This window comes from Butyricimonas hominis (assembly GCF_014287455.1).
GTDB lineage: Bacteria > Bacteroidota > Bacteroidia > Bacteroidales > Marinifilaceae > Butyricimonas > Butyricimonas muris.
This window is the reverse complement of sequence record NZ_JACOOH010000003.1, coordinates 396,291-422,642: the sequence shown is the minus strand read 5'-3', so window position 1 is coordinate 422,642 and position 26,352 is coordinate 396,291. Positions and strand designations below refer to the sequence as shown.

Below are 26,352 nucleotides of genomic sequence, written 5' to 3'. Positions count from 1 at the left end.
CCCGCTTCAGTGGCACTTTCATTTTCAATTTTCAATTAACTTGCCGCTCGCGGCAAATACAACCTGAAACTTGCCTTTGGCAAGTTTCATTTCACCCATACATTCAAGATCTCGCCGATAAACATCTTGTGCATGGCTTTACCTGACCATTGTTTTTTGAGTTCGGGATCGGAGATGCCGTCGATGTTGATGGTCTGGGAAATCATTTTGCGACACTCGATAATCATCCATGCTTCCGAGAACGCTTTGCTGCCGGAAGGGGTGGTGACAGGGGTTAGTCCGGCTCCCTTTACTTTATCGGCATCCTTGCCGGAGTTGTGCCCGCAATAGTTCAGCGCTTCGCGGTACGTTTCGGTGTAGAACGTGAGCGTGTAGGTGTCGCCGTTATCCATCAGGTCATACGTGTAGCGTGCCGGGGAGATGAAACAGAAAGCCACGGGTTTGTTGTACAAGTATCCCAGTCCGCCCCAGCTTGCCGTCATGGGGTTGAATTTCTCGTTGTTCCCGCCCGTGATCAGCATCCAGTCTTCGGAAAGCATTTTGATGATATTTCCGGGAATCTTGTCGGGAGCGATCCGCTTGTAACCTTGCAGGGCTTCACCCGACACGGGAGCGATGTTCTCCACCGCTTGGGCGGGAGGGGCTACTGCCGGGGGCGTGGGTACGTTTTGTGCTGTTGCGGGTTGCACGCCGAGGCTCTTTTCCGCACCCTCGAACAAGTTTTCCGCGAGATCGACAGTTTTGATACGGAATTTGGCAATTCGTTTGATCAGTTTTGTCCGGTCCTTGTTCATGGCTTGCTCATCGGTGATCCAATCTTCCGCCGCCAGACGGTCTTTGCTGTCTTCCGGGTAGAGATAATGGATGTTCGTGATTTCCATGACGCATTTGCCGGGAGAGCAAACGAAGTTCACCCGATAGTTGGTTTTTGCCCGGTCGAGAGAGAACGTTTTGTCGGCGAACACGAGATATTCGCTGCCGTAGCAAGCGATTTGCCCTTCTTCCTTGTTCGAGTACGCGACTTGTCCCCAGTTACCTTTATCCGTTTTAAACCGGGAGTTTGCCCATGCCGACACGGCATCGAAGATTTGGTCTTTGGACAAGTTAGGGGCTTTGATTTCTTTCTTGAACATCACTTTACCGTCCACCACGGGAACGGCGCCGGTCATGTATTTGCTGTCAACTTCTTCCTGCGCGAAAGCGAACGCGGGTAAGAGGCAAAAAATAAGTAAAAGACGCTTCATCATAGTATGTCAGATTTAATAAATATTTCAGTACGGGTATTGCCCCGTCAAATCGGGGGAAAACAATAGAAGCCGCTCTCAAAGTTAAAGAAATATTTTGTATTCCGGCGGGAGAAAGGGAATATTTAAGATTTATGATTTAAGATTTTAGATTGAAGATTGAAAAGATTCCCGAAGCAAGGCGGTATTCGAGCTCCTCCTCTGTTTATAGAGGAGGTGGCACGGAGTGCCGGAGGAGTTTATTGATTAAGTGATTCAATGATTGTCGATTCAATGATTAACGAAGCGTCGCTCGTGCGACCGGAATCATTCAATGTAAAATCGCTAAATCTACAATTAATAAACTCCCTCCCCCCTTCGGGGTATTGAGCCCGGAAACCGGTCTCGAACTGGCTCTCGTTCGACAGACAACGAGCAAGCTCTCTGTCTGTTCTCTCTTACTCGCCAGTTTCCCTCTATAAACAGAGGGAGAGCTGGAATACAGTCTTTAACGCTAGAAAAGCAACTTGTAACTTGCCGCTTGCGGCAAATTCAACCTGCAACCTGCAACTCGCCGAAGGCGAAAACCGAAGTGTGGTATTTTTCCACAAAGTGCGGACGGGGATTCCTCATTTCCCACGTTTGTCCGTTCGGGTATGTTGTTGAGGTAAAGTCGATTGTTGCTTTTTGTTGTTTTCGGTATATTCTTTGAAAAATATTCAGGTATGGTTACTGTTTTCCGTGTGCATGAAGGTTAATAAAGTCGGGAGAAGTAGTTGGATTGACGGAAAAGGAGGAACAATGAATTTATGGAATAATTGATAAATAGAATATTGAAGATCGTATGGAAAAAGTTAAATTTACATTAGCCAATTCGTTTTTATGGATCTTTCTTTTCTCGGCTTTGCCTTTGACCTTATGTGCCCAAGACGATAAGGCCAAGGAATCGCAACGTACCATAAAAGGACGGGTTCTTGACGAGAACAGGGAACCCATGGCAGGAGTGCTCGTTTTGATTAAAGGAACTACAAGAGGTTCCGCCACGGATGACGAAGGGCAGTACACCTTGAATCTGATGCAACAGGATAGTTTGCTTGAATTCAGTTTCTTGGGATATGAAACAAGGACAATAAAATTGTCCTCTTCCCAGAAGACGGTGAACGTGACGTTGCGTCCTACCCGGATACGGATGGACGAAATCGTGGTCGTCGGGTTCGGGACACAGGCACGGGAAAAAGTAACCTCCGCTATCACTAAACTGCCCCCTTCGGCTTTGGAGAACGTGCCTTATACCAATCTCGCTTCGGCATTGCAAGGCAACGTTTCCGGGGTACAGGTGCAGAGTACGTCCGGGCAACCCGGCGCGGCGCCGAGGGTGATTGTCCGGGGTGGTACTTCGATCAATAACATGAACGGGGCGGCACCTATTTATATCGTGGACGGGATCATTCGTACCGATCTTGCCGACTTGAACAGTAATGATATCGAGTCGCTTCAAGTATTGAAGGATGCCGCTTCCACCGCTATCTATGGGGCAAGAGCTTCCAACGGTGTGGTGATCGTCACCACGAAAAGCGGAAAGCCGGGCAAGATACAGGCTAATTATTCGTTCGGGTTGACAGTTTCCGAACCCGGGGAAAAATATGATCTGGCTTCCGGGCGGGAGTATATCGAGATGAACCGGAAAAGTATGCAGTACGCTTCCCGCTACAACGCCAGTGCTTTGGACCGTCTTAATTCGGCTCTCGGTTTCGGTACGGGAAACGATTTGACGAATAACACGGCTTACACGACGCAATACTTGACGGAAGCCAATAAACACAAGTTGAACGAGGGGTGGGAGAGTATGCCGGACCCGATTGATCCCTCGAAGACGATTATATTCAAGGATACGGATTTTCAGGATTTGATTTACCGTACGGCTTACACGTACTCGCATAACCTAACCGTTTCGGGTGGAAGCGATAAAGCTACGTTTTATGCCGGGTTAGGGTACATGGATAGCGAGGGAACGGTGATCACGACCAAGTACCGCCGTCTTTCTTTCAGCTTGAACGGCAGTCTTAAATTGCGGGACAATCTGAACGTGTCGGGGCGGATGATGTACACCACTTCAAGTAATAACGAGGTATATGACCTCGCTCAGATTTTTTATCGGGCGGCATCTTTGCCCCATACCGCGAAATACACGTACGAGGACGGAACGCTGGCACCGGGACAAAATCGCAGTATCGGTAATCCCGTTTACCATTTGAACAATGACAAGCGAAAGAACAGTAAGGATAACCTCTCTCTTTCTCTTGCCGCGGACTGGGAATTTCTCCCCAGTTTCAGGTTTACCCCCCAGTTGTCCATGTACAAGTACACCACGGACGGTTATTCCTTCATTCCGTCTTATTGGAACGGTTCCATGACATTTAACGATTCGCGGGAAGCGAAAGGATATTACACGAAAACGTTGCAGGGACAAATGGATTTGGTGTTAGGGTATAATAAGCTGTTTGCCGACGCGCATAACGTGGACGTGAAAGCCGGGTTCTCCTATTTCGGGAGGGAGAAATCGACGTTGAATGCCGAGGGGCAAGGAGCGGCGACCGATTTGATTCCCACGTTGAACGCTTCCGCTTCGGCAAAAAGCGTGAAAGGGGATGAAAGCACGCAGGCGATAGCCGGATTCTTTGCCCGCGTGAATTACGATTACAAGGACAGGTACCTGATTTCGCTGAGTGCCCGTTTCGATGGAGCGTCCAACTTGGGTGACGACCACAAGTGGGGATTTTTCCCCGGTGTATCCGTCGGTTGGAACGTGCATAACGAGAAATTCTGGGAGCCGTTGAGTTTTATCCAGTTGAAATTAAGAGGTAGTTACGGGGTGACGGGAAATATCAGCGGACTGGATGATTTTCAGGCACGGGGTACGTATGCCGTGGGAAAAATCTACGATGGAACTTCTGCCATCCAGAACACGGTCATCCCGAACTCGGAACTGAAATGGGAACAGTCCAAGACTTTTGACGTCGGTGCCGATATCGGGCTGTTCAACCAACGGGTGGGGATACTGTTTGATTACTATCGCCGGGTGACGGATAACTTGATCACTCAACTTTCATTGCCGCCTTCTACCGGGTTTGCCAATATTTACACGAACTTGGGACGCTTGGAAAACAAGGGATTCGAGTTGGAAGTGAACGCTAATATCCTTCCGGGATGGAGTGCCGTGCAATGGACTATGGCAGCCACGGTCACGAACACGAAACACAAGATATTGAAGTTGCCGGAGAACGGGGCCGAGAATAACCGTATCGGCGGGGAATACGTGTGGGTACCTTCCCGGGGTGAATACGCTTGGGTAGGCGGTTTGCAGGAAGGTGGACGTGTCGGTGATATTTACGGTCACGTGATTGAAGGTGTGTACGCTACTGACGCGGAGGCTCAGGCAGACCCGACCGTGAATACCATGATTCCGGGTAATGACAAGACTAAATACGGCGGTTACTCCATATTCCGGGATGTGGACGGTGACGGACAGATTGATTCCAAGGATAAAGTATATTTGGGAAACTACTATCCCAAGTGGACGGGAGGATTCTCTAGCAAACTCTCGTTCCGTAGATTTACCTTCTCGTTCCGTTTCGACTACACGCTGGGACACAAGATATATAATTATGCAGCCCGCTTTATGAACAATAACTCGCAAGGCGACGGAAATCTCACGAAAAACATGGCGGTAAATTCATGGAAAGAACAAGGGGATGATGCTTCAATGCCTTGTTACATCTGGAATAGTGCTTACAATCACCCGGAGAGAGCTAATATTTACGTGGAGAAGGGGGATTTCCTTTGTTTGCGCGAGATATCTTTGAGTTACGAGTTCCCGAGAAGATGGCTGCGGAAAGTGGGACTTGCCGGAGTACGTATGCACGTGACGGGGAATAACCTTCACTATTTCACGAATTATTCGGGATTGAACCCGGAAGAGGGCGGACAAGATAACGGGCGTTATCCTATTCCGAAAAACATTATTACAGGAGTATCTATCACATTTTAAATGAATCAAGCCATGTGTAAATTGAAAAGACAAATAATTCATATAGCCATGGGAGTGAGTATGGGACTTGCCATGGGGGCGTGTGACATACTGGATGTTGATCCCACGAGTGTTATCACGGCTGACTCTTTCTGGAAAACCGAATCGGACGCGGAGGGTGGATTAGCGGGAATGTACGTGTTCCTGCGGGATAATACCACGGATAATATGTTTATCTGGGGAGAGATGCGAAGCGAAACGCTGGAATCGGAGGCTATCGTGGGGGATAATTACAAGAAATACAGGGATAATGACTTGAGTGCAAGTTTCGGACCCACGTGGGAAAAATTCTATGCCACGGTGAACGCGGCAAATTTGCTTCTGACAAAGGTACCGGAAATTCCTTTCACTGACGAGTCCAAACGTAACCTGATACTGGCGCAAGCGCATGCCATGCGGGCATTCGTGTATTTCACCATGGTGAAGATATGGGGCGGGGTGCCCCTGCGGACGGAAGCAATGGAGGGGTACGATCCCGCGAAAGTGCAGAAAGCAAGGGCGACCGAGGAGGAGTTGTTTACCTTTATCAAGAATGATATTGAAGATGCTTTGGGATTATTTCCCTCGACGGCTTTCGAAACAGGCAGAAACCATTGGTCTAAAGCGGCAACTTACGCGTTGAAAGCGGATGTTTATCTTTGGACGGCACGCCGTAAGAACGGTGGCGAAACCGATTACCGTGCCGCCTTGGGAGCCTGCGAGGAGGTGCAGAAAATCGCCGGAATCCGTCTTCTGCCGGAGTTTAAAGACGTGTTCGCTTACGAGAATAAAGGGAATGACGAAATCTTGATGGCTGTCAATTACAAGTTGAACGAGGCGGATAATAATTATTTTGACATGATGCATATTTCTCCGGCTACTATTTCTCCTGATATTGAACCGGAGATACTGGAAATTATCGGTGCCGGGGGAGGATTGATGGAACAGTCGCCGTCCAAGCATTTGCGGGAACAGTATTCACCGGACGATAGCCGGAAAGACGCTACTTTTCTTGAAATATACAAGACGGTAGAGGGTGAGCGGAAGTATTACGGGACCATGGCCATGAAAGGACGGGGGACGGTGGTTTCGGGAGTCCGCTATTTCGTGGACGATATTATCCTTTACCGTTATGCCGATGTGTTACTGATGAAAGCGGAGGCGAAGAACGGGTTGGGCGAAGACCCGACCGACGAGATGAAAGAAGTCCGGGAACGTGCCTACGGGGAGAAGTACGCCGACCACGCGTTCGTGAACGGTACTCCCTCGGAGAACGATGCTGCCATTTTGCAGGAACGGTTGTTGGAATTTGCTTTCGAGTGCAAGCGTTGGTGGGATTTGGTACGTTTCGATAAAGCATTCGAATTGGTACCCTCTCTCGCGGGACTTGACAATCCGGATTTGCTTTATTTCCCTATTCCCAACAGTGTGTTGAGCCTTGAACCGCTTGTTGAACCTAATCCGGGTTGGCCGATGTAATAGAAAAAGGTTCTGCCTTTGACGAATAGGTCGGAAGTTCTTTTGAACTTTCGACCTATTTTCATACTTTAGCGCATTGAAATAAAAGAAAAAAGATGTAATCATGAATAATGAGTTGCTTGAAAGATTAAAGACCGAATACGGGGAAGAGGACGACGTGATCCAATTGTACGAGGAATGGGGCGAAACGCCCTATTTACAAGAGATATTTCAAATTCTGGATCGACAAAATTCCGATTGGACTCTGGAACGGGAATTGGGTAGTTGGGCAGCTGAATTTATACTGGATATATTGCAGGAACACGAGGAAGAATTGGAAAATTTATCCGTGGAAGATCGTGGGAAATTATTCGAGGAGGAGATTGACGAACGCTATGCCGATTTCAAAAGTTGTCACCAATTCGCTCGTGTAAACAATCTTTCTATACAATTTGAGGAAGACGAGGATACCGATTGTCAAGACTTGGATGAGTATATTGCCGAGGACGGAGAGGAAATAGGTTTTCCCCGGTATTAAACTCCCTCCCCCCTCCGGGGTATTGAGTCCGAAACGGACTCGAACTGGCTCTCGTTCGACAGACAACGAGCAAGCTTTCTGTCTGTTCTCTCTTACTCGCCAGTTTCCCTCTATAAACAGAGGGAGAGCTGAATTACTCACCGTCTTCGGGATGAGTCACCAGCTCCTCCTCTGTTTATAGAGGAGGAGGCAGCGAAGCTGACGGAGGAGTTTTTAGAAAAAATGACTTTTGCCTCCCTCATCGAAACCGTAATAATAAGATAAACTAAGGTGTGATTACGAATTATAGCATAAGTTGATTAACACCCGGCAGATCAAATCACCCCCTATAATAGCGATAGCGTAGAGTATTCCCAGACGATAGCCTTTCAAGTTGCACGACACCCGTAGCGCGTGAAACATCCATATCAGTACCCAAACAAAGAAAATCAGGGAAAATAAAGAGAACCATACGCCTTTTATAAATTCCGGTTGTGCAAGTAATTCCTGTATGGATAGAGCGTTCGGGTTGAGTTGTGTCATAAACCGGAGCGAAGGTATAAAGTAGAAAAGGTTCATGATAATAAAAGGCAATTGAGCGAATGCCACAGTTCCCAAGACATCGACAATACGGATGCGGGAGCGAGAAAGTAATAATCCCCCGAGGTAAAACAGAATGGCAGGAATAAGCCATATCACCAGATGTTCGACGGCGAAACACCACCATGCCGGATTGGGTGCCCAACCAAAGTGTAATAGCCCGTGATAATGTAATCCGGTGGAATAGGAGAGTAAGGTGGCAAGCACAATACCGAGGAAACCCCATCCTAATGCCGAGTAGCCGGCTATTCGTGCGAAAGGATTGAACAATAAATTGAGTCGTTGTTTTTTCATAGCTATTCCATTTTATTTAGTTTGTCAATCAGATCATCCAGTACGTTGCGCACCGTGGGGTAACTGACTCCCATGTTTTTTGCCATGTCTTTCAAGCTGCCGCTGGACTTTATGAAAGCAATGGCAAATTGTTGTTCGTTTTCCGTCAGTCTGGCTAATACCGGTAGCTCGAATGAACCGCACACTTCCGTGTCACATTCTTCACAAAAGAGTCGTCCGACCTTTAGCGTGGAGTCGCATGCCGGACATCTTAGGGGTAATCGTTTCTTTGATGTATTCATAATACGGATTATTATTTGCAACAAAGGTAATTAAATAATCAATATTATGAATGTATAAATGAATAAAATTAATATCTTGTTTTGTTTTATTTATTTGAAGTGAGATGAACGTTTTTCAAGGGGGGGGAGGGTATTAAATAAAAAAAGGAGCTATTGCAGCTCCTTTTCCAGTATTTGAATCTTTAATCAAATTTCGATTTCGATCAATTTAGCTCCGGCGCTAACCGATTTACCTTCTTGGGTAAGAATACGTTTTACCCTACCGTTATAATCGGATGTTATGTTGTTTTCCATCTTCATGGCTTCGAGTACAAGTACGTTCTGACCTTTGGATACGGTATCTCCGGGTTTTACCAGAATCTTGAAAATATTTCCCGGCATAGGTGCTTCTACTACTTTTCCGGTAATAGGCTCGTCTTTTTGAACATCTTCTTTTTGTTGTGCTTGTCCTTCTTTATGGGTTGCTTGGTAGCGGGCTTCTTTCTGTTTCGTCAAGAAGGTTTTAGCTACAGCGGGGAAAAGTTCCAACAAAAGAACTTCTTTCTCGTTCTCGGCAAGTTTTACGCCACCAAATTCTGTCAACACGGGATTTTCCTGCATTTGATATTTGGAAGTGTCATACGGGATTTCCTCGCGAGTTCCGGCAATTTTCAGACGGAATTCCGGATCTACCGGAACGGGAGTTTTTCCGTATTCTCCTTTCACTAACGCGACGAATTGATTAGACGTGTTGGAATACATCGGTTTTCCGTTCTTCACGTCCAAAGCGCAGTTCACGGCTTGAGCACCCACGATCTGGCTGGTCGGGGTTACCAGAGGAGGAAGACCTGCTGCCAGACGAACGGTCGGTATCAACTTCATGGCATCCTCGAGGATATCCATAGAATTCAATTGTTTCAATTGGGCTACCATGTTGGTGTACATACCACCGGGAACCTCGGCTTTTTTCACGAGCTCGTTCGGTTTCGGGAAGTTGAAGTATGCCTCGATAGCGTGGCAAGCTTGTAACAATGCTTCTTCGTTGTTGTTCTTGGCAGCGGCGATAGCGTCGTCGAATAGCTTGTCTATGTTAGCAGGAAGCGTGTCCGTGAGCGGGTTGAACGGATTCGGGAATTGTTTAACGGCGTCGAACGCTTCCAACTCTTTCCGGATGTTGTACAACTCTTTATTGATTTTGGCAACGGCTTCCATGTTTACATCCATTTCTATGCCTAATTTCTGGCAGAAGATATAAATCAACTCGATAGCCGGAGCGGCAGGACCACCCGCGAAGTTCCAGATATTGGTATCCACGATATCTACCCCGTGCACGATAGCGGAAAGTACGGCTCCAAGTCCGTAGCCGGGAGTACAGTGGGTATGGAAGTCTACCGGGATTTTCAGGTTTTTCTTGAAAAGCGGAAGTAATTCGGCGATACGTGCCGGGTTAATCAGACCACTCATATCCTTGATCGTGATCATGTCAGCCCCGAGAGCTTCCATTTCTTTTGCTTTATTCAAGAAGTACTCGTCCGTGAACACGGGTTCCGGGTTCTTTTTACCTTTCAACTTATCCATCAGGCTAAGTTTCGGGTATTTCGGGTCAATCGTGTAACAAACCGCACAATCAGCCATACCACCGTATTTCTTCACGTATTTGATGGTCGATTTCACGTTGTTCACGTCGTTCAAAGCATCGAAAATACGCATGATTCCTAAACCGGACTCGATGGCGTTTTTACAGAAGCCTTCGATAATTTCGTCGGTATAGGGAGCGTAACCGAACAGGTTACGACCTCTTGACAAGGCGGTCAGTTTGGAAACATCACCTACAACGGCTTTGATTTTTTCCAGACGATCCCACGGGTTCTCGTTCAAGTAACGCATCACGGAGTCGGGTACTGCACCACCCCATACTTCCATCGCGTAGAATTTTGCGTCTTTGTAGAAAGGTAACACGCGGTCTACTTGGTTTTGATTCATTCTAGTCGCGAATGAAGATTGTTGACCGTCTCTCAATGTCAAATCTCTAATGAGTAATTTTCGTGCCATGTTTTATAAGAATTTAATTGTTATGTGTTTATTCTATTTTAATGCTTCAAATCTATTCAAAAAAAAAGAGTTTTCCTAATAATACTCATGAAAAATCAAAGAAAAACTAACAAATTTTTGGATAATTGACAAAGATGATTTTAATTTGTAACTTGAGATCGGATGTTTTACTTCTAAACATCGGAAGAATTATAAATAATACGTCATGGAAAAAATTGCTGTGTTTCCGGGATCCTTTGATCCGTTTACGGTTGGTCACGAGGAGATCGTGAGAAGAGGGTTGAAAATTTTCGATAAAATCATTGTTGCTGTCGGTATTAACGCTGTAAAGCAGGAGTTCTTGGATGTCGATACACGTATCGCTATTATTGAGAAAGTCTTCAAAGACGTGAAAGAAGTAAGCGTGATGAGTTATTCCGGGTTGACTGTTGATTTTTGCGAGCAGCAGAATGCCGGTTTTATCATCCGGGGACTGCGCACGGCTGCCGACTTCGAGTACGAGCGTGCCGTGGGACAGATTAACAAGGCGATGGATTCTAATGTGGAGACCGTATTCTTGCTGACGTCGCCCGAACATACTTTTATCAGTTCCACGATCGTTCGGGATATATTCATGAATGGCGGAGACGCGACTAAATTCCTGCCTTCAAATATTACCACCGAAGATTTACGGCAATAAGGAGGTTGCGGATTTTGGATTTAATGATTTTGGATTTTAGATTGAGTTTCGGGGAGAACTCGATCCGGGGTGTGTTTGGCTGTTGTCGGTTACATATGTTTTAAATTATACATATTGCTAACCTGATTATAGGGTAATGCTCTATCTTCTTCGTGGCTTTGTCAGAGCTCAAACGTAGCAACTATATTCCCCTGTATGGTTGTTATGTTTGTGTTCTGTTTGCGCTCTGGCGGAGGGGTAGTATTACCATTGATTTACCATGGGATTTTGCACGAAAGACTCCGTTACTTTATAAACTTTATGAACCTTACAAACTTTATAAACCAAAGAGGGCGTTCGAAAAACGCCCTCTTCACGTGTGAAATTGAGTAATTGAATATTAAACGAGAGTATTTTATATAGTTGTTTAGAAACTAAATCCGCTCTGGAATATATTCGATTGGCTATACGGAACCAAGTTACCGGAGAAGGTCAATTCACGACCGTTCGTGTTCGAGGTTACGGTTGCGGTAGCGTAGCTACTTCCATAACTCATGCGTACGGTGACTTGCGCGAATAAAGCGGCTCCCATAACGTTGAACGTGTAGGTGATGTTGCCGTTTTTGTCCACTCTCTGGTTGATACTGGAAGGCCAGCCGGTCAGCGTGATTCCCCCCAATCCGTTCGGTCCGGGATTAAACCCGTTGAATGCCAACTGTACGGATACCTGATTGTTGTCCATAGCCACGAAGTTCGTGTTGTTGGTAACAGGTATGGCTCCCCCGAAGTTGTTGAACAAGGTATTGGCTTGTAATACCCAACTGTTGTTCTTGAGGGCTTTTACTGCGTCCTGATAAGCGATCATATTTTGTTGTTCGCGTACCATTTTCCGGTGCATACGCATACATGCCCTGTGTGCTTTTCTCTTTTCCCTTATTTCTTTTTTGGTTTGTGCCTGCATGGCAAAGTCACTGAAAAGGAATGTAGTCATTGCCAATAAAAAAATAACTTTTTTCATAGCGTCTCTTTTTTATTTTGTTTAATTAGTTTAGTTTGTGAATTTCTCGTATTCCCAACCCCTCTTTTCCGCTAGTCTGATGAAAGAATGAGTGATAGAGTATCAAAATTCTATGGCATATACGGCAATAAGAGCGAGAGGGTTCAATTTCTCGCTTTAAAAAAAGTTTAATAATTTATGGATTCTGTGATTTTATGATTGTCCGTGAACGATATTTCACGTGTGGACGGGGGATATAGATATCGTAAGATAGTAAAAAAAGGTGTGGCAAAAATCTATTCGCCACACCTTTTTTTTTTTATGATTCACGCATCTATTTGTTTTTTTTTGTTTTTCAGCGGTGTTTCGTGCGTGGCTTCTTCTGCCACGTAAGATGGTACATGTTTTTTGTCTTTGCTTTTTTTCGGTTTTTTGTTACCTGCGGCACCCATAATAAATCCTCCTGATAATTTAATAATTAAAACAATAAATTTATAATGAGTAGAAATCGGTTATTTGAAAATAGCTGTTCTATTCACGGGCAAAGACAGACAAAAGATATGCCAAACAAGGAAGTGGTGTCAAGTTGGTGAATTTATGATGTCAATTTGACAGTGATAAAGAAAAAAGTTTTTTCAGTTTATTTTATATTTATATATTTGTGTCGTATATGTGAGAATGCATGATAAGATCGGTTGATTATAAAGGGATTTTTGAACAGTTATTTCGGGAGAATTATATTCGCCTGTGTTATCATGCCTATAGTTTTTTGAATGATGAAGAGGCTGCAAAAGATGCTGTTAATGATGTGTTTGAAAAAGTGTGGGTTAATTTCGAGAAGATAGAACGTACCCAATCTGTTCTTCCGTTACTATATACATTGGTACGTAATCATTGCGTGAGTTTGCTCCGGCATAAGAAAGTGAGGGAGCGTTTTAATCAAGAGTTGCGATTGAAGGATGAAGCGACGGATGAGGGATATATGGAATATGAACTTCTGATCGAGCGTTTGCGGCAGTCTGTGGAGAAACTACCCGGTCAAACGAAGGTCGTGTTCAGAATGTGTTTCCTTGACGGGAAAAAGTATCAGGAGACAGCAGATGCGTTAGCGATTTCTATTAATACGGTCAAAACACATATAAACAAAGCTTTACGGATTCTTCGAGAAGAGTATTCCGATTATTCTTTGCTGCTGGTTATACTTTCTTCCAAAAAATAAATAAAAAAAGTAGTCATTGACATCACCCGTTTTTAGTCGTTGAGCGTGTTAGTATAAAATAATACACTAGAAGTATGCAGGACGGCTTTAAAGATAAAGATATAGAATTTGCGTTGCACGTGTTACAGCATGTAGAATGTCATGATGATAGGGAGGTAAAAGTTTGGTTGGAGGAGAAAGATCACCGTGAGCTATTAGAAGAATTACGACGTTTTCGGGAAGCGGGTATGCGGGAAGCGGAAAGTCTGAACGTGGACGAGAATTACCAATGGCGGTTGTTGGAGCGGAGAATGGTGGCACGGAAAAGAAAGAATCATATCCGGCATGTAGTAACGGGAGTTGCTGCCGCAATAACTATATTGATAGTTGCGAGTGTAATCATTTATTATCAACAAAAGGAAAATACTTCTGGGGAAATACCTCAATTGGCTCTAAGAGCGGGAACAGATGTGGTGAAACTGATTACCGGCAAAGGGGAAGAATATATTTTGGCTTCTTCGACGCTGAACGATAGCGATACTTTGGGGTCCCAAGGTATTGTTATTGATTCCGTGGGAGGATTGAAATACATGAGGATATTACACGATACTACCCGTCCGGAGGAGTTTCACACGATACTGGTTCCCTGCGGCGGAGAGTATATATTGGTACTGGATGACGGTACCCGGGTGTGGATCAATTCCGAATCGGAATTACGGTACCCGGTGGCGTTTCGTGATTCGGTAAGGAAAGTTTATTTGAAGGGAGAGGCTTATTTCGAGGTGAAACGTGATGAAAAACATCCTTTCGTAGTGGAAACAAGCGAGTTGTGTACTCGTGTGTTGGGAACGGAGTTTAACGTGCAGTCTTACGAGAGGCGGGAGGTGAATATTACTTTAGTTGAAGGTCGTGTCGCAGTGAATAAAAACGGGAACGGTGCGGGGGTGATCTTGAAACCGGGTGAAAACGCTTCATATAACGGGGACAGCCTTTACGTGGAAAGCGTTGATGTGTTGAAATACGTGTCGTGGAAAGAAGGTTTTTTCTATTATAATAATGTGCGGTTGGAAGATATTTTGAGTGAGTTGGGACGGTGGTTTGATTTTACCGTTTTCTATCAGAATCCCGAAGTGAAGGATTACCGGTTTAAATTTTGGGCTAATCGGAAAGATACGGTGGAACAGGTACTGGAGCGTCTGAATGAAACGGGAAAATTGCAAATTGAAGTAAGAGGGAAAACGGTAACCGTTTCCTTGTAATAGATAAATAGACGAGGACTGATTCTAATATAAAAGGGATAGTCATAACCTATCCCCTTTGTAATAATTCAGTTCATCGGAAAGATGAACATGTTTAATTTTAACTACAAATGTATGGAAAAAAAATCGATTTCACCTCATACCAGAGGGCGAAAAACGAGTAATCGGGTGAAACACATGATGTATGTCCACTTGGTTCTTTTTTTAAGTTTGTTTTGCATGACGTCAGTCGTGTTCGGTCAGCAAAAGAAATTGAGTTTTAAATGGAAAGACGTGCCTTTGTCAGATGTATTCAATGCGCTGGAAAAGGCGGATGTCTACAAGTTCGTGTTTAACTACGAGGACACAAAACTTTACAAGGTGACTCTGGACGTGGAAGGGAAGAACGTGTTGGAGATACTGGATTCGGTGTTAAAGGAGAAACCTTTTTCTTACAAGACGGAAGGTATCTATATTATGATCCGGTACAAGGAACCGGAAGGTAAACGATTTATCGTGGAAGGGAGAGTGATTGACGGGAAAGCGAATCCGTTACCCGGGGTTACCGTGTTGCAGGAAGGAACAACGATCGGTACGGCTACCGATTCGGACGGGAAGTTTAAAATTCTTCTGACGAAGGAGAAAGGGACGCTGTCGTTGTCATTCATCGGGTACAAAAACCAGAAAGTGGCTTACGAAGCGGGAAAACCTGTTGTTGTGAAAATGGAAGAAGAGGTGACGGATTTGGATGAAGTGGTGATTCGTGCTTACGGAACCCAGAACAAAAAAGAGGTGGTGAGTTCAATCACTTCTATCAAGGCGGACGAGATGAAGGAACTTCCCTCGCATAGTATATTGAGTATGTTGCAAGGGCGTATGGCAGGTGTGGATATCGTGAATCAGTCGGGCGCTCCGGGTGCGGGAGGTAATCGGGTAGCCGTGCGGGGATATAATTCCCTGATGCAAGAAGGTGCCACGGACGGGCAACCCTTGTACGTGGTGGACGGGGTTCCGATGTTTTCGTTTAATTCCCCGACCACAGGTACAAATACATTATCGGATTTGGATCCCTCGATGATTGCTTCCGTGGAAGTGTTGAAAGATGCGGCAGCGGCGGCAATTTACGGTTCGCGTGCCGGGAACGGGGTGATTTTGATTACGACGAAAAAAGGACAAGCCGGAAAGGCAAAGTTTTCGGTTAACTTTTCTTATACCGCCTCTTTTTTGCCGGTTACGCCCGAGCAGACAGGAGGACGTTTGGAGAGAATGACCAAGATATATAATTTACGGCATAGCCTGGATGCGATATACGATGATTACACGCAGTTGAACAGATATCCCACTTCTTATGAAGATGCTTACAGACAGGGAGATGGCGGATATGATGCTTGGTGGGGAAACGGTTATTCCGGCTCGGCAATGGATCATACTATTCTTCAAGATAGCTTGAATCCGTTTTATAATAACCAGACGAATTGGTACAAGTATAGTTTCCAGACGGGTAAGGTTCTTAATGCCAATATTCAGGCTTCCGGAGGATCGGATAAGATACAATACATGATAGGAGCAGGGTATTATAATGAAAAAGGTATTATGTTGAGCAGCGATTATTCCCGGGCGAATTTGATGGTGAATTTAAGTGCCAAGCCCGCACCGATTATGACGGCTGCGGCGCAAGTTTACATGGCATATATGGATAAAAGCCGGAATTTGAATAATACGGGAACGACTTCGCGCAATATAGAAGGAATGACAGTAGATCCCGCTTCACAGACTACTTTATTTCCCGGGCACGGTAAGATCAACGACGAATTTCTGGCAAAGATCAACCATACGGTGTCCCGTAATGATAATTATCGTTTAATCAGTAGTTTGAACTTGGAATTTCAACTGTGGAAAGGGTTAACACTCTCGGGTGTCGGTGCGATAGATTATGCGCAGTTCAATGTAAATGAATTTAGACCGAGTACTTTGGATGGAGCGCTTCATCGTAATTCTTCGGCGGGACAAATTTCCCGGAGTATTTCATTAATGAATGAAGAATTGTTGAAATATAGGGTAGAGATCGCACAGAAACACACGGTGGAGGCTTTGTTAGGTTTTAATATTTCTAAAGAGCAGAGCTTTGATAACAAAGGCATCGGCTACGAGGGGCCGAATGATAATGTCTATTGGTATTCCGGACCCGGAGGTGTTGCGAATTATCAGCCTGAGGGCTACGAACCGCGCTGGGAATCCAGAACGGATTATTCTTCCGATTTTCAAGAAAAGACGATGTTGAGTTATTTCGGTCGTTTGAGTTATAATTTCAAGAAGTTGTATATCGCGGAGTTCGCTTTCCGTCGGGACGGATCGTCTACGTTCGGGGCAAATGTACGTTGGGCAAACTTCCCTTCAATAGCCTTCGGTTGGAATTTCGCGGATGAGGCTTTTTTAAAGGATGTATCATGGCTGAATAGCGGAAAATTGCGTTTGAGTTGGGGAAAGTCCGGTCAAATATTTAAAGAAGCCTACATGGCGTACGGATTGATGTATAAAAACGGATTATTTCAAGGTAAACCGGGAATGACATCAATGCAGGGGGTTGCTCCCGATCTGACTTGGGAGAAAACGAAACAATATAATGCCGGTTTGGATCTGGAATTGTTCGAGTATCGGTTGAATGTTAAATTTGATTACTACAATAAATTGACCTACTCGTTGATTTCAGATGTACCCACCTTTGGGGATATGAATGTGCTGGATAGTTTCAAGAGAAATTCCGGGGAGATTTCCAATCAAGGCGTAGAATTGGAATTGAAGGCGGATATTTTCCGGCAAAGTGAAGTGAGGTGGAGAAGCCGATTGAATATTTCCCGGAACTGGAACAAATTGGTCGACACGTACAACGGCAAGGATATGGTTGATAACGTATTGAAACGAGGGTTGTTTGGGGTATATGTTTTCAATGATAACGGGTATTTCCAGAATGAAAAAGAAGTCCCGGTTTACTATAATAACGAAGGTTATCCTATTTATTTGAATCGGGTTCAAGGTGAAATCAGTGGTATGGTAGGTGAAAGAAAGATTCAAGATGTGAATGGTGACGGCGTGATAGATGATGATGACATGTTTTACATTGGTAGTGCCTTACCTAAAGCATATGGCGGATGGGCAAATGAAATTTCGTGGAAGAATTTTGATTTGAATATTCTTTTCAATTATTCTTTGGGACGGAAGATGATCAATGCGGTAAGTTATTCGTCACCTTTTAGTATTGACGGTCCGATATTTCGTGATTTGCCCAAGACTACGTTTTGGGAAAAAGAAGGTGACATGACGGATTTGCCGCGTTTGGGAGCCACGATGACTTACCCGGAGTTGCGTTCCAACGTGGAACGAGTGAATATGCTTCGATTGAAGCAACTTACTTTAGGGTATAATTTACCGGAGAAATGGGCTAAGAGATTCTACTTTAGTGGTATCCGCTTGTTTGTTACGGGTGAAAATATTTGGACTTGGTCAAATTATTCCGGCACAGATCCCGAGGTTGTGGATATGGATTACGGGATAGATGGTGGAAAAGCGTATCCTTTACCGGAAAAATGGACGTTTGGGTTAACTCTTAATTTTTAATAATTATGAAACAGTATTTTATATATATTGTTGTGGGACTTCTAGCCATGTCATGTAGTGGCTATCTGGACGTAAGACCGGAAAATTCAACGACTTTTAATAATTATTTCCGTTCCGGGCAAGATGCTGAAGCTCTGCTCAATTCGATGATGAATAACGTGCGTGTTGCCGAAAATTCGGATATGTTGCATATTGCTGCCGGTTTGAAGGTGGATAATGTAGTAAGTGATTACCGGGGAACGCCAATCTATCGGGCACGTCAATTAGCACCGGTAAGTTATTTCAGATCAAATTGGAGAAATTATTACGCTGCCATTAATGATGCGGACGTGATGTTGGATAATGCTTACCGTTTTCCCATGTCGGAGGAGATTGTTAATATTTATCGTTTACAGGCTTATTTCGTGAAAGGGTTATGTTATTTCTGGCTTGCCCGGGCGTGGGGAGAGGTGCCTATTGTTCCCGATAGCGAGTCTATAGAGATTAAATTAGCAAAAAGTAGTGTGACTGAGGTGTTGGAAGAAGCGACAAAATGGGCGTTGAAAGCTATGGATTTGCCAAAGTATGAAGACTTGAAAGATTATGCAGGCAACAAGAGAACCACGAAACAATACGGGAGTAAAGGAGCTGCCGCTGCCTTGTTGGCTAATATTTATGCTTGGCGGGCAGGTCTTGAGAACAGAAAAGAGTATTGGGAAGAAGCCGAGAAATATTGCACGATGATTATTGAAAACAAGGTCGGCGCATATGGTTTGGGAGCCGACCCGGAGGACGTGTGCAACCGGGTATTCAAAGGTGGAAGCGAGGAGAGTATTTTGGAAATATACCGGACTTTCACTGCTGTCGGGGAATTCACTGAATTGGCTTATGTCGGGGAGCAATTTGCAGGTTGGCCGGTAAGGACAGACATGGAAGTGAGTTTCTCGTACCCCGATGTATTGGAATTTAATAAAACCACGATTAACGAACTTTATCCCGGTGATGATTTGAGAAGGCAGAGTTATTTCTACGGGATAGATTCCACTGAATTCCACGTGAAGGTTAAGGTATTTAATCCAGAAACGTGGGAAATGGAAGACGTGATAAAAGTTTTCGATAACACGAAAATAGAGAAGGCGTATATAAATGTATTTCGTTTCCCTAGTTACACGTACACGGGTAATGATAAAGAGAAAGTTTTCTTGGGAATGGAGATGTATAAAATAGTCTGGCGTCTGGCGGATATTATGTTGTTGAGGGCTGAATGTCGTTGTCGTGCCGGGTTGCCTGACGCGATGGAGGACGTGATAGCTATTCGGGAGCGTGCCGGGTTGACGGGAGCGGATTTGACGGATGATTTTGGCGGGGATGTACAGTTGGCGATATTCAGGGAACGGGAGCGGGAGTTGTTGTTCGAGGATACCCGGTATTACGACGTGATCCGAAATGGCGTGGAATACGTGCGGCGGGAGCTTTCTGAAACTTTCAGCCGTTTGTCCGACAAGGATATCCAGAATGGGGCATTATATTATCCGGTGGGCTCGTCTGCCATGAATAATAATGATTTGATTTTGCAAAATGTATATTGGAATACAAAAGTACAATAGGGCTATGAAACATATATTGATATTAGGCTTTGTATGTCTGGTTTTAGGCATGGGAGGCTGTGTACAGGATAATTTTATTAAATCCGGGTTGCATAACGGTCGTTTTGACGGTAGCTTGTTGGAGTATTTAAAAGCCCCGGGGCATTCTTACGACTGGGATTCCACGGCTAGATTGGTGGAACAAGCTGGTCCCGATGTGGTTCGTCTGTTCGAGGGAAAAGACACGGAACATCCGGAGATTACTTTTCTTGGACCGACGAATCACTCTATTCGCAGGTATATGTTGGAAAATGACATCGAGCGAATCTCGGATATGGATCCGGATGTTTGCAAGGATTTGTTATTACAATGCATCATCGATGGCAAAATATACCGGGATGATGTTCCGAGAGGAAAATATGATGAAGATGAAGCTATGCCGGGAGAGGGCGGTAAGTATTATCCTACATTGAGTGGAAGTACCGTTTGGTTGTACACGCACCAGCAGACGTTACAGGGAATCCCGGACGTGGGAGCTGTTTCCTTGGGCGTGTATTCACAAAGCGCGTTCCGTGATTTTTCTATCGCTTCTTCCAATATAGAACCGGATCATTGTGTGGTGCATTCTTTGTCATACAACTTCACGTTAGGGGATTTCGGGGAAATGGACGATTGGGAAGATCCGGACGATTGGGAAGATTTTGAGTAATAATAAAAGAGAAAGTTATGAAACGGATATTATTTATATTGAGTGTTATATACTGTGGGCTTGTGTCATGTGACGAGAAAGAGGGTTATTTGATAACGGAGAATGCTGTTTACGACCCGGATACGATGATCGTGCGTCTTACGCCGGACCCGGAATTGGATGCGGTACGGATAGAGTATGAATCTCCGTGGCAATCTTTGAAAATGCAAGGCTACGAGGGAACCGAACGAATTGATTTTTCCGTGGAATCTGTCTCTTCAACTGTTGGAGAAGAAGCTGCTGCTACTTTCATGCAGGAACTGACCATATTGGCAGGCGGGGGTGTTATGCGCTATCCATATAAGGGAAAGTCGCCCGCGGGACGGTATACCGTGTCGGTTCGGTTGACGGGACCCGGGTATAGTCAGGTGGTGAAGAATGCTTTTACATTTATCTTAAAATGAAAGACAGATGAAAGGAATAAAGTTAATTTGTATTTGTTGTATTCTTGGAATGACGGGTATTCATGGTGTGTCTGCGCAATCGGAAGACAATTTGTTGAATATCCTTTCCGGGGAGTTGAATAAACATTACCGGGAATTACAGGGGGAGAAACTTCCCCCCTATTACATGAATTACAGGATTATCGACACGTGGAGCACGACGATCATCACTTCGTTCGGGGCGTTGAGGGATAACCAGAGCCGGCATACCCGCATCATGATTCCCCATATTCGATTGGGTGACACGACGTTGGATAATTACAAATATTACCCGATGGGATCGGAAGTGACCGAGTTTGGTATTTCATCCGCCGTCCTGCCGATTGATGACGGGAACAATGAGGATGCTATCCGTCAGGAAATCTGGATGGAGGCTTCTTCCCGTTACGCTTTTGCCGTGGATATTTACGAGCGTACAAAGGCGCAAACCAAGGTGAATGTCAAGAATGAAGATAAAGCTCCTTATTTTTCTGCTGCGCCGGTGGAGTCCTATTACGAGGCTCCTTTTCCAGCCGATCGGTTGAAAGTGGATGCGGAGGCATGGATTGCCCGGTTGAAGAAGATTTCCGCTCTTTTTAACGAAAATATGAATATCATGCAGGGCGATGCCACCTTGACGTATGATGTCGAACGTCGTTATTTCGTGGACACGGAGGGACGGAGTGTCGTGCAGAACCTGCCTTATGCCCGCGTCATGATCCAAGGAAACGTGATGGCTTTGGACGGGATGCGGCTTCCCTTGTACCTGTCCTATTTCGCGCATGATCCGGCTGATTTGCCCTCAGACGAGCAGATGATGGCGGATACGCGGGAGATGATCAAGACATTGGCGGCTTTGCGGGAGGCTCCCGTGGCTGACCCGTATACCGGTCCCGCCTTGTTGTCGGGTGCAGCGAGCGGTGTGTTTTTTCACGAGATATTCGGGCATCGTCTGGAAGGGCAGAGGATGAAGACGGACGAGGACGGACAGACTTTCAAACAGATGGTGGGAGAAAATGTATTGGCTCCTGATTTTCAAGTTTCCGACGATCCGACGTTGACGAGTTACGCGGGAAAGGAGTTGAACGGGCATTACAAGTTTGACGATCAGGGTATTCGTGCCGAACGGGTAAACGTCGTGGTGGACGGTAAGTTACGGGATTTCCTGATGAGCCGCGTGCCGATAGACGGCTTTCCGAAGACAAACGGTCACGCCCGGGCAAGTGACGGGTTCGATCCCGTGTCCCGACAATCCAACCTGTGTATCGAAACGAAAGCTCCCAAAACACAACAGAAGTTGCGGGCGATGTTGATCGAGGAGGCGAAAAAGCAAAACAAGGAATACGGTTATTTCTTCAAAGAAGTGACAAGCGGCTTAACGTACACGGGGACAAGCAGCACGAATTCGTTCAACGTGACCCCGTTGGTGGTTTACCGGGTCTACACGGACGGCAGACCGGATGAATTGGTTCGGGGTGTTATCCTGATCGGGACTCCGTTGTCCATGTTCTCGAACATCGTGTGCGCGGGGGACGACCCGAGTGTCTTCGTCGGTATTTGCGGGGCGGAATCCGGGGGTGTGCAGGTTACTGCCATTTCGCCGACGATTTTGGTGAACAAGGTGGAAACCCAGCGTACGGCGAAGTCCAGCGTGTTGCCGCCTGTTCTCCCGAGAGTGTATGTACCGCAAAAATGAAGTTATGAATATTAAATAGGAAAATGATGAGATACACGATATTGTTATTTTTAATATTTCTGGTCAGCCTGTCGCGTGCTCAGACGCAAGAGGACGTGACTATTTTCACGGCGATGGGGGACGAGCAGGCGAGAACGAAAGAGCAGTTGACTCTTCCTATGATGAGTAAGCCTTTTTATGTCTCTTACGCTCTTCTACTTTCCCGGCAGTTTTCCGTGGAGGCAACCTTGGGGTCTGTGTTGAATTCGGTTAATCTGCCCCTTCATTTGATGGGAACCTCTCAAGTCTTGATCGGGGATTATAATCGCACGAGCGATCTGCGTCACGTGGGGCAATTCCTTCGGGTGGATGTAGGAGGCGAGATTGATTATAACGCTATTCGCCTAGGCTTCTGGCTGGCTTCAGATCAGGGATACAAGGTGGCTTTGCAGGAATACTCTGCAAAAAAGGCATACTTGGAGGCAAACCCGTATGAACTTCCCGATAATCTTCCGGATTTGTTACCGACCCCTTCCGTGGAGAAACTGATACAGGGAAAACAACCTTATATTTCCGGTATTTCCGGGGTAGAGGCGAAGGCACGGGAATTGTCCGCCGTGTTTAAAGATTACAAGGAGATCGTCGCTTCCAAAGTATCATTGCAGGGAAGTGAGATGACGTTTTACAAATTGACCACGGAACAGGTGGCGTTGAAACAGCCATTGAATTTCGTGGAATTATACGTGGAAGGTACGGTTGTCACGAAAAACGGGGAATATATTCGGGATTCGTACGTGTTGTTAGCTCCTTCACTGGAGGCATTGCCTTCACAGGAACATTTGAAACAAGTGGTGGCGGGCTTCGCCCGGCGGTTGATCGACCTGAAAAACGCGGAAGTATTTTCCGAGGAGTATAACGGACCGGTTCTTTTCGAGAACGAGGCGGTGCGTCAAGTGCTCACGGATAATTTGTTGGGGAATAACGGCGGACTGTGTACTTACCGGATGCCGCTTGGCGTGAAGGAAACGACCACTTCCTTTGAGGATAAGATCGGGAAGAAATTACTTGATCCCCGCTTGTCCGTGGTAAATTATAGTTTCATGACGGAATACATGAATATCCCTTTGCTGGGAAGTTACGAGGTGGATGCCGAAGGCGTGGTTCCGGAAAAAGAGATGATACTGGTGGAGAAAGGGGTTTTGAAAAAGGTGTTGAACGGGCAGATTCCCACGAGTAAGGTGCGTTACTCGACCGGGAGTTCCCGTTTTATTCCCACCCGTAATGACGTGATTTACGTGACGGCTCCCGGCACGCTTCATATCAAGGCTGACGGCGGGTTAAAGCCGGAGACGATGAAAAAAGCCTTGTTGAAAGCGGCAAAAGAAGCGAAGTCTGATTACGCTTATATCGTTCGCCGCTTGGCAGGCAACGCTTCACTCCTGTACAAGGTAGACGTGAAGACGGGCGAAGAAACGCAAGTCCGTTTTGGAAAAGTTGCCCCCGTGAATATGTCCAAGTTGAAGAATATACGGGAAATCTGTAATCAGGAAAAGGTACACAATCTTCTACTGGACAAGGGTGCTTTGGTATCCATGATTTATCCTTCATCTATTTTGTTGAATAACATGGATATATCTGTTATGGATGTACCGAAGAGAAAACTGCCGGCATTGAAGAATCCTTTGCAGGAGAGATAGAATTTAGTGATTTTAAATTGAAAAATGTCTGTTATCCCCGGAATGATTGAGGAATGACAGGCATTTTCAGCTCTCTCTCGATAAACAGAGGAGGAGTTGAAATACAGTCCGAAATGCGAGTAAAATAACTTGCCGAAGGCAAATGTAACCTGCAACTTGTAACTCGCCGTAGGCGACTAAAAACACATCCCGTTTGTCATTTTTGTTTTTTAACTCTATATTTGTGGCACTAATGGGGAGCGTATGTTTACATTATTGGAAAAAAAACGCTATTTTGAACAATTGTTCCGGGAGAGTTATTCCCGGCTATATTACTACGCTTTAAGTTTTTTGAATGATGACGAGCGGGCGAAAGATGTGGTGAGTGATGTTTTCGAGATCGTGTGGAAGGGGCGGGACCGCCTTGAATTTTCAACTTCATTAGTTCCTTTTTTATATAAACTTGTCCGTAATGCCTGTCTGGATGAATTGCGGCATGAAAAGACAGCGCAACGTTTTGCTGCGTATATGCGGGAAGAACCCGAGGCGGTGGACGAAAGCAAGCATTTGGAATACGAGTTGTTGATCGACCGGATACACCGTGCCGTGGAGCAGTTGCCGACTCAAACGAGGAACGTGTTCAAAAGATGTTTTCTGGAAGGGAAAAAATATCAGGACGCGGGGGCGGAGTTCGGTATCACGGTGAACACGGTAAAAGCCCATGTTATGAAAGCGTTACGGATACTGCGGGAACAATTCTCCGGGGAAGAGTTTATACTGCTTTTCTTGTGTTTTGGGAAGTCTACCGAAAAAAAATAAAAAAAAGTCGTTTTTGGCATTACCCATTTTGCAGGGGTCTACGTGTATGGGGTAGATGAATATGACAAAATGGATAAAAAGTATAATTATCGGGATATAGAATTTGGCATGGACGTGCTCAATCATCTGGTGAAGGACGATGAATTGGTGCGAGAATGGTTGCGGGACGAGGAGCACGGGCAATTGCTGGAAGAATTGCGCCGTATCCGGGAAGGGAGTTTGGCGGCTGTCGATAAAAAGAAGCCGGATGTCGATGGGGAATGGAAGAAGTTGAACCGGAAGATTTTGCGGAAAAGGATGCTTTGGACTTACAGGGTAGCGTCGGCTGTCGCTTGCATCGGTATCGTGATTTCAATCAGTTGGTTGTGGAGGAGTCCGATGCCCGCGGAGCGAACGCCTTTCGTGATGGTGATGCCTGAGAATGACGATTTTACCCCCCAAGGGGTTACACTTGTATTGAATAACGGGGAGGAGATCGATTTGAACCGGGAGAACCGGAAGGTTTTGGTGCAGCGTTTGCCCCAAGTGATCCGGTCTATCACGGCGGATTCTTTAAAGGGGTTGGTTTATTCTCCCGGGCAACCGCTCCCCGAATTGGAAGGGAATCACACGTTAAAGGTGCCCCGGGGTGGAGAGTATTTCGTGATTTTGGATGACGGGACGAAAGTGTGGTTGAATGCGGAGACGGAATTTCGTTATCCGGTCGTGTTCGGGGAAAAGGAACGCGTGGTGGAGTTGTCGGGAGAGGCTTATTTTCAAGTGCGGCGGGACGAGACGCGACCTTTTATAGTGAAGACGGCAGGGGTTCGTACCCGTGTGTTGGGAACGGAATTTAACGTTCAGGCGTATTCAAGGGAGAAAGAAAATATCACGCTCGTGAATGGAAGTGTAGCGGTCAAGGCTACCGGGAGGAGGAAAGAAGTGGTGTTGAAACCTCACGAAAATGTCCTGTATAGCGAGGGAAAACTGAAAGTGACGAAGGTGGATATACTGAAGTATACCTCGTGGAAAGAAGGGTATTTCTATTATGACGACGAGCGGTTGGAAGATATATTGACGGAACTGGGACGTTGGTATAATTTCAGCGTGGTATACGAGGAACCGGAATTGAAGGAGTTGCGTTTTAAGATTTGGGCAGATCGGAAGGCGACTTTCAGCAAGGTCGTGGAATATTTGAATGAAATGGGAAAATTAAAAATAGAGGTTCGGGATAATTGTATTATAGTTTTTAAGAAGTAGAAATGATGTATTGGAAATCAAGTATTTGAAAG

The 26,352-nt window shown here is 45.5% G+C and carries 19 protein-coding genes; 14 read left to right on the top strand and 5 right to left on the bottom strand.

Annotation, left to right across the window (positions count from 1 at the left end; all coding sequences use genetic code 11):
• Positions 1-86 precede the first annotated feature (86 nt).
• Positions 87-1,247 carry a DUF4468 domain-containing protein gene (locus H8S64_RS08605; RefSeq protein WP_255469482.1) on the bottom strand — a complete coding sequence of 387 codons (1,161 nt, stop codon included), beginning with the start codon at positions 1,245-1,247 and terminating at the stop codon, positions 87-89.
• Between the two features lie 820 nt (positions 1,248-2,067).
• On the opposite strand from H8S64_RS08605, the gene H8S64_RS08600 reads away from it, so the two are divergent.
• From H8S64_RS08600 to H8S64_RS08590, 3 genes are all read left to right on the top strand, one after another.
• Positions 2,068-5,271, top strand: coding sequence for a SusC/RagA family TonB-linked outer membrane protein (locus H8S64_RS08600; RefSeq protein WP_186975740.1), 3,204 nt, complete (start codon positions 2,068-2,070; stop codon positions 5,269-5,271).
• A gap of 12 nt (positions 5,272-5,283) precedes the next feature.
• The gene (locus H8S64_RS08595; RefSeq protein WP_222621163.1) at positions 5,284-6,768 is read left to right on the top strand and encodes a RagB/SusD family nutrient uptake outer membrane protein; all 1,485 of its coding nucleotides are present in this window, start codon (positions 5,284-5,286) and stop codon (positions 6,766-6,768) included.
• 103 nt (positions 6,769-6,871) lie between these two features.
• A complete protein-coding gene (locus H8S64_RS08590; RefSeq protein WP_186975739.1) occupies positions 6,872-7,285 on the top strand; it encodes a hypothetical protein in 414 nt (137 codons plus the stop codon).
• Positions 7,286-7,561: 276 nt separating this feature from the next.
• On the opposite strand, the gene H8S64_RS08585 is transcribed toward H8S64_RS08590, so the two are convergent.
• The 3 genes from H8S64_RS08585 to H8S64_RS08575 all read right to left on the bottom strand — a co-directional run bounded on the left by H8S64_RS08585 (position 7,562) and on the right by H8S64_RS08575 (position 10,470).
• Positions 7,562-8,158, bottom strand: a complete 597-nt coding sequence (locus tag H8S64_RS08585; protein WP_186975738.1) for a YIP1 family protein — start codon at positions 8,156-8,158, stop codon at positions 7,562-7,564.
• Between the two features lie 2 nt (positions 8,159-8,160).
• The gene (locus tag H8S64_RS08580) at positions 8,161-8,439 is read right to left on the bottom strand and encodes a DUF2089 family protein (protein ID WP_099292934.1); all 279 of its coding nucleotides are present in this window, start codon (positions 8,437-8,439) and stop codon (positions 8,161-8,163) included.
• Positions 8,440-8,625: 186 nt separating this feature from the next.
• Complete coding sequence (locus H8S64_RS08575) at positions 8,626-10,470, bottom strand: biotin/lipoyl-containing protein (RefSeq protein WP_099292932.1); 1,845 nt, start codon at positions 10,468-10,470, stop codon at positions 8,626-8,628.
• Between the two features lie 205 nt (positions 10,471-10,675).
• On the opposite strand from H8S64_RS08575, the gene coaD reads away from it, so the two are divergent.
• The gene (gene coaD / locus H8S64_RS08570; RefSeq protein ID WP_099292930.1) at positions 10,676-11,149 is read left to right on the top strand and encodes a pantetheine-phosphate adenylyltransferase; all 474 of its coding nucleotides are present in this window, start codon (positions 10,676-10,678) and stop codon (positions 11,147-11,149) included.
• Positions 11,150-11,555: 406 nt separating this feature from the next.
• Here coaD and H8S64_RS08565 read toward each other — a convergent pair whose 3' ends face one another.
• Entirely contained in the window at positions 11,556-12,146 is a 591-nt protein-coding gene (locus H8S64_RS08565) for a DUF4251 domain-containing protein (RefSeq protein WP_186975737.1), read from the bottom strand.
• Positions 12,147-12,807: 661 nt separating this feature from the next.
• Here H8S64_RS08565 and H8S64_RS08560 point away from each other — a divergent pair.
• From H8S64_RS08560 to H8S64_RS08515, 10 genes are all read left to right on the top strand, one after another.
• The gene (locus H8S64_RS08560) at positions 12,808-13,344 is read left to right on the top strand and encodes an RNA polymerase sigma-70 factor (protein WP_099292924.1); all 537 of its coding nucleotides are present in this window, start codon (positions 12,808-12,810) and stop codon (positions 13,342-13,344) included.
• Between the two features lie 74 nt (positions 13,345-13,418).
• On the top strand, positions 13,419-14,582 hold the full coding sequence (locus H8S64_RS08555) for a FecR family protein (protein ID WP_186975736.1): 1,164 nt from the start codon (positions 13,419-13,421) through the stop codon (positions 14,580-14,582).
• 114 nt (positions 14,583-14,696) lie between these two features.
• Positions 14,697-18,176: a SusC/RagA family TonB-linked outer membrane protein gene (locus H8S64_RS08550; protein WP_255469481.1), complete on the top strand. Its 3,480-nt coding sequence runs from the start codon at positions 14,697-14,699 to the stop codon at positions 18,174-18,176.
• Positions 18,177-18,181: 5 nt separating this feature from the next.
• Complete coding sequence (locus H8S64_RS08545; RefSeq protein ID WP_186975735.1) at positions 18,182-19,762, top strand: RagB/SusD family nutrient uptake outer membrane protein; 1,581 nt, start codon at positions 18,182-18,184, stop codon at positions 19,760-19,762.
• A 4-nt stretch (positions 19,763-19,766) separates the two neighbouring features.
• Complete coding sequence (locus H8S64_RS08540; RefSeq protein ID WP_186975734.1) at positions 19,767-20,450, top strand: hypothetical protein; 684 nt, start codon at positions 19,767-19,769, stop codon at positions 20,448-20,450.
• Positions 20,451-20,467: 17 nt separating this feature from the next.
• Positions 20,468-20,893 carry a hypothetical protein gene (locus H8S64_RS08535; protein ID WP_186975733.1) on the top strand — a complete coding sequence of 142 codons (426 nt, stop codon included), beginning with the start codon at positions 20,468-20,470 and terminating at the stop codon, positions 20,891-20,893.
• 7 nt (positions 20,894-20,900) lie between these two features.
• Positions 20,901-22,607 (top strand): metallopeptidase TldD-related protein, encoded by a 1,707-nt coding sequence (locus H8S64_RS08530; protein ID WP_186975732.1) that lies wholly within the window; start codon positions 20,901-20,903, stop codon positions 22,605-22,607.
• A 26-nt stretch (positions 22,608-22,633) separates the two neighbouring features.
• Positions 22,634-24,283, top strand: a complete 1,650-nt coding sequence (locus H8S64_RS08525) for a metallopeptidase TldD-related protein (RefSeq protein WP_186975731.1) — start codon at positions 22,634-22,636, stop codon at positions 24,281-24,283.
• 243 nt (positions 24,284-24,526) lie between these two features.
• A complete protein-coding gene (locus tag H8S64_RS08520; RefSeq protein ID WP_099292912.1) occupies positions 24,527-25,081 on the top strand; it encodes an RNA polymerase sigma-70 factor in 555 nt (184 codons plus the stop codon).
• Between the two features lie 69 nt (positions 25,082-25,150).
• Positions 25,151-26,320 (top strand): FecR family protein, encoded by a 1,170-nt coding sequence (locus H8S64_RS08515; protein WP_099292910.1) that lies wholly within the window; start codon positions 25,151-25,153, stop codon positions 26,318-26,320.
• Positions 26,321-26,352 lie beyond the last annotated feature (32 nt).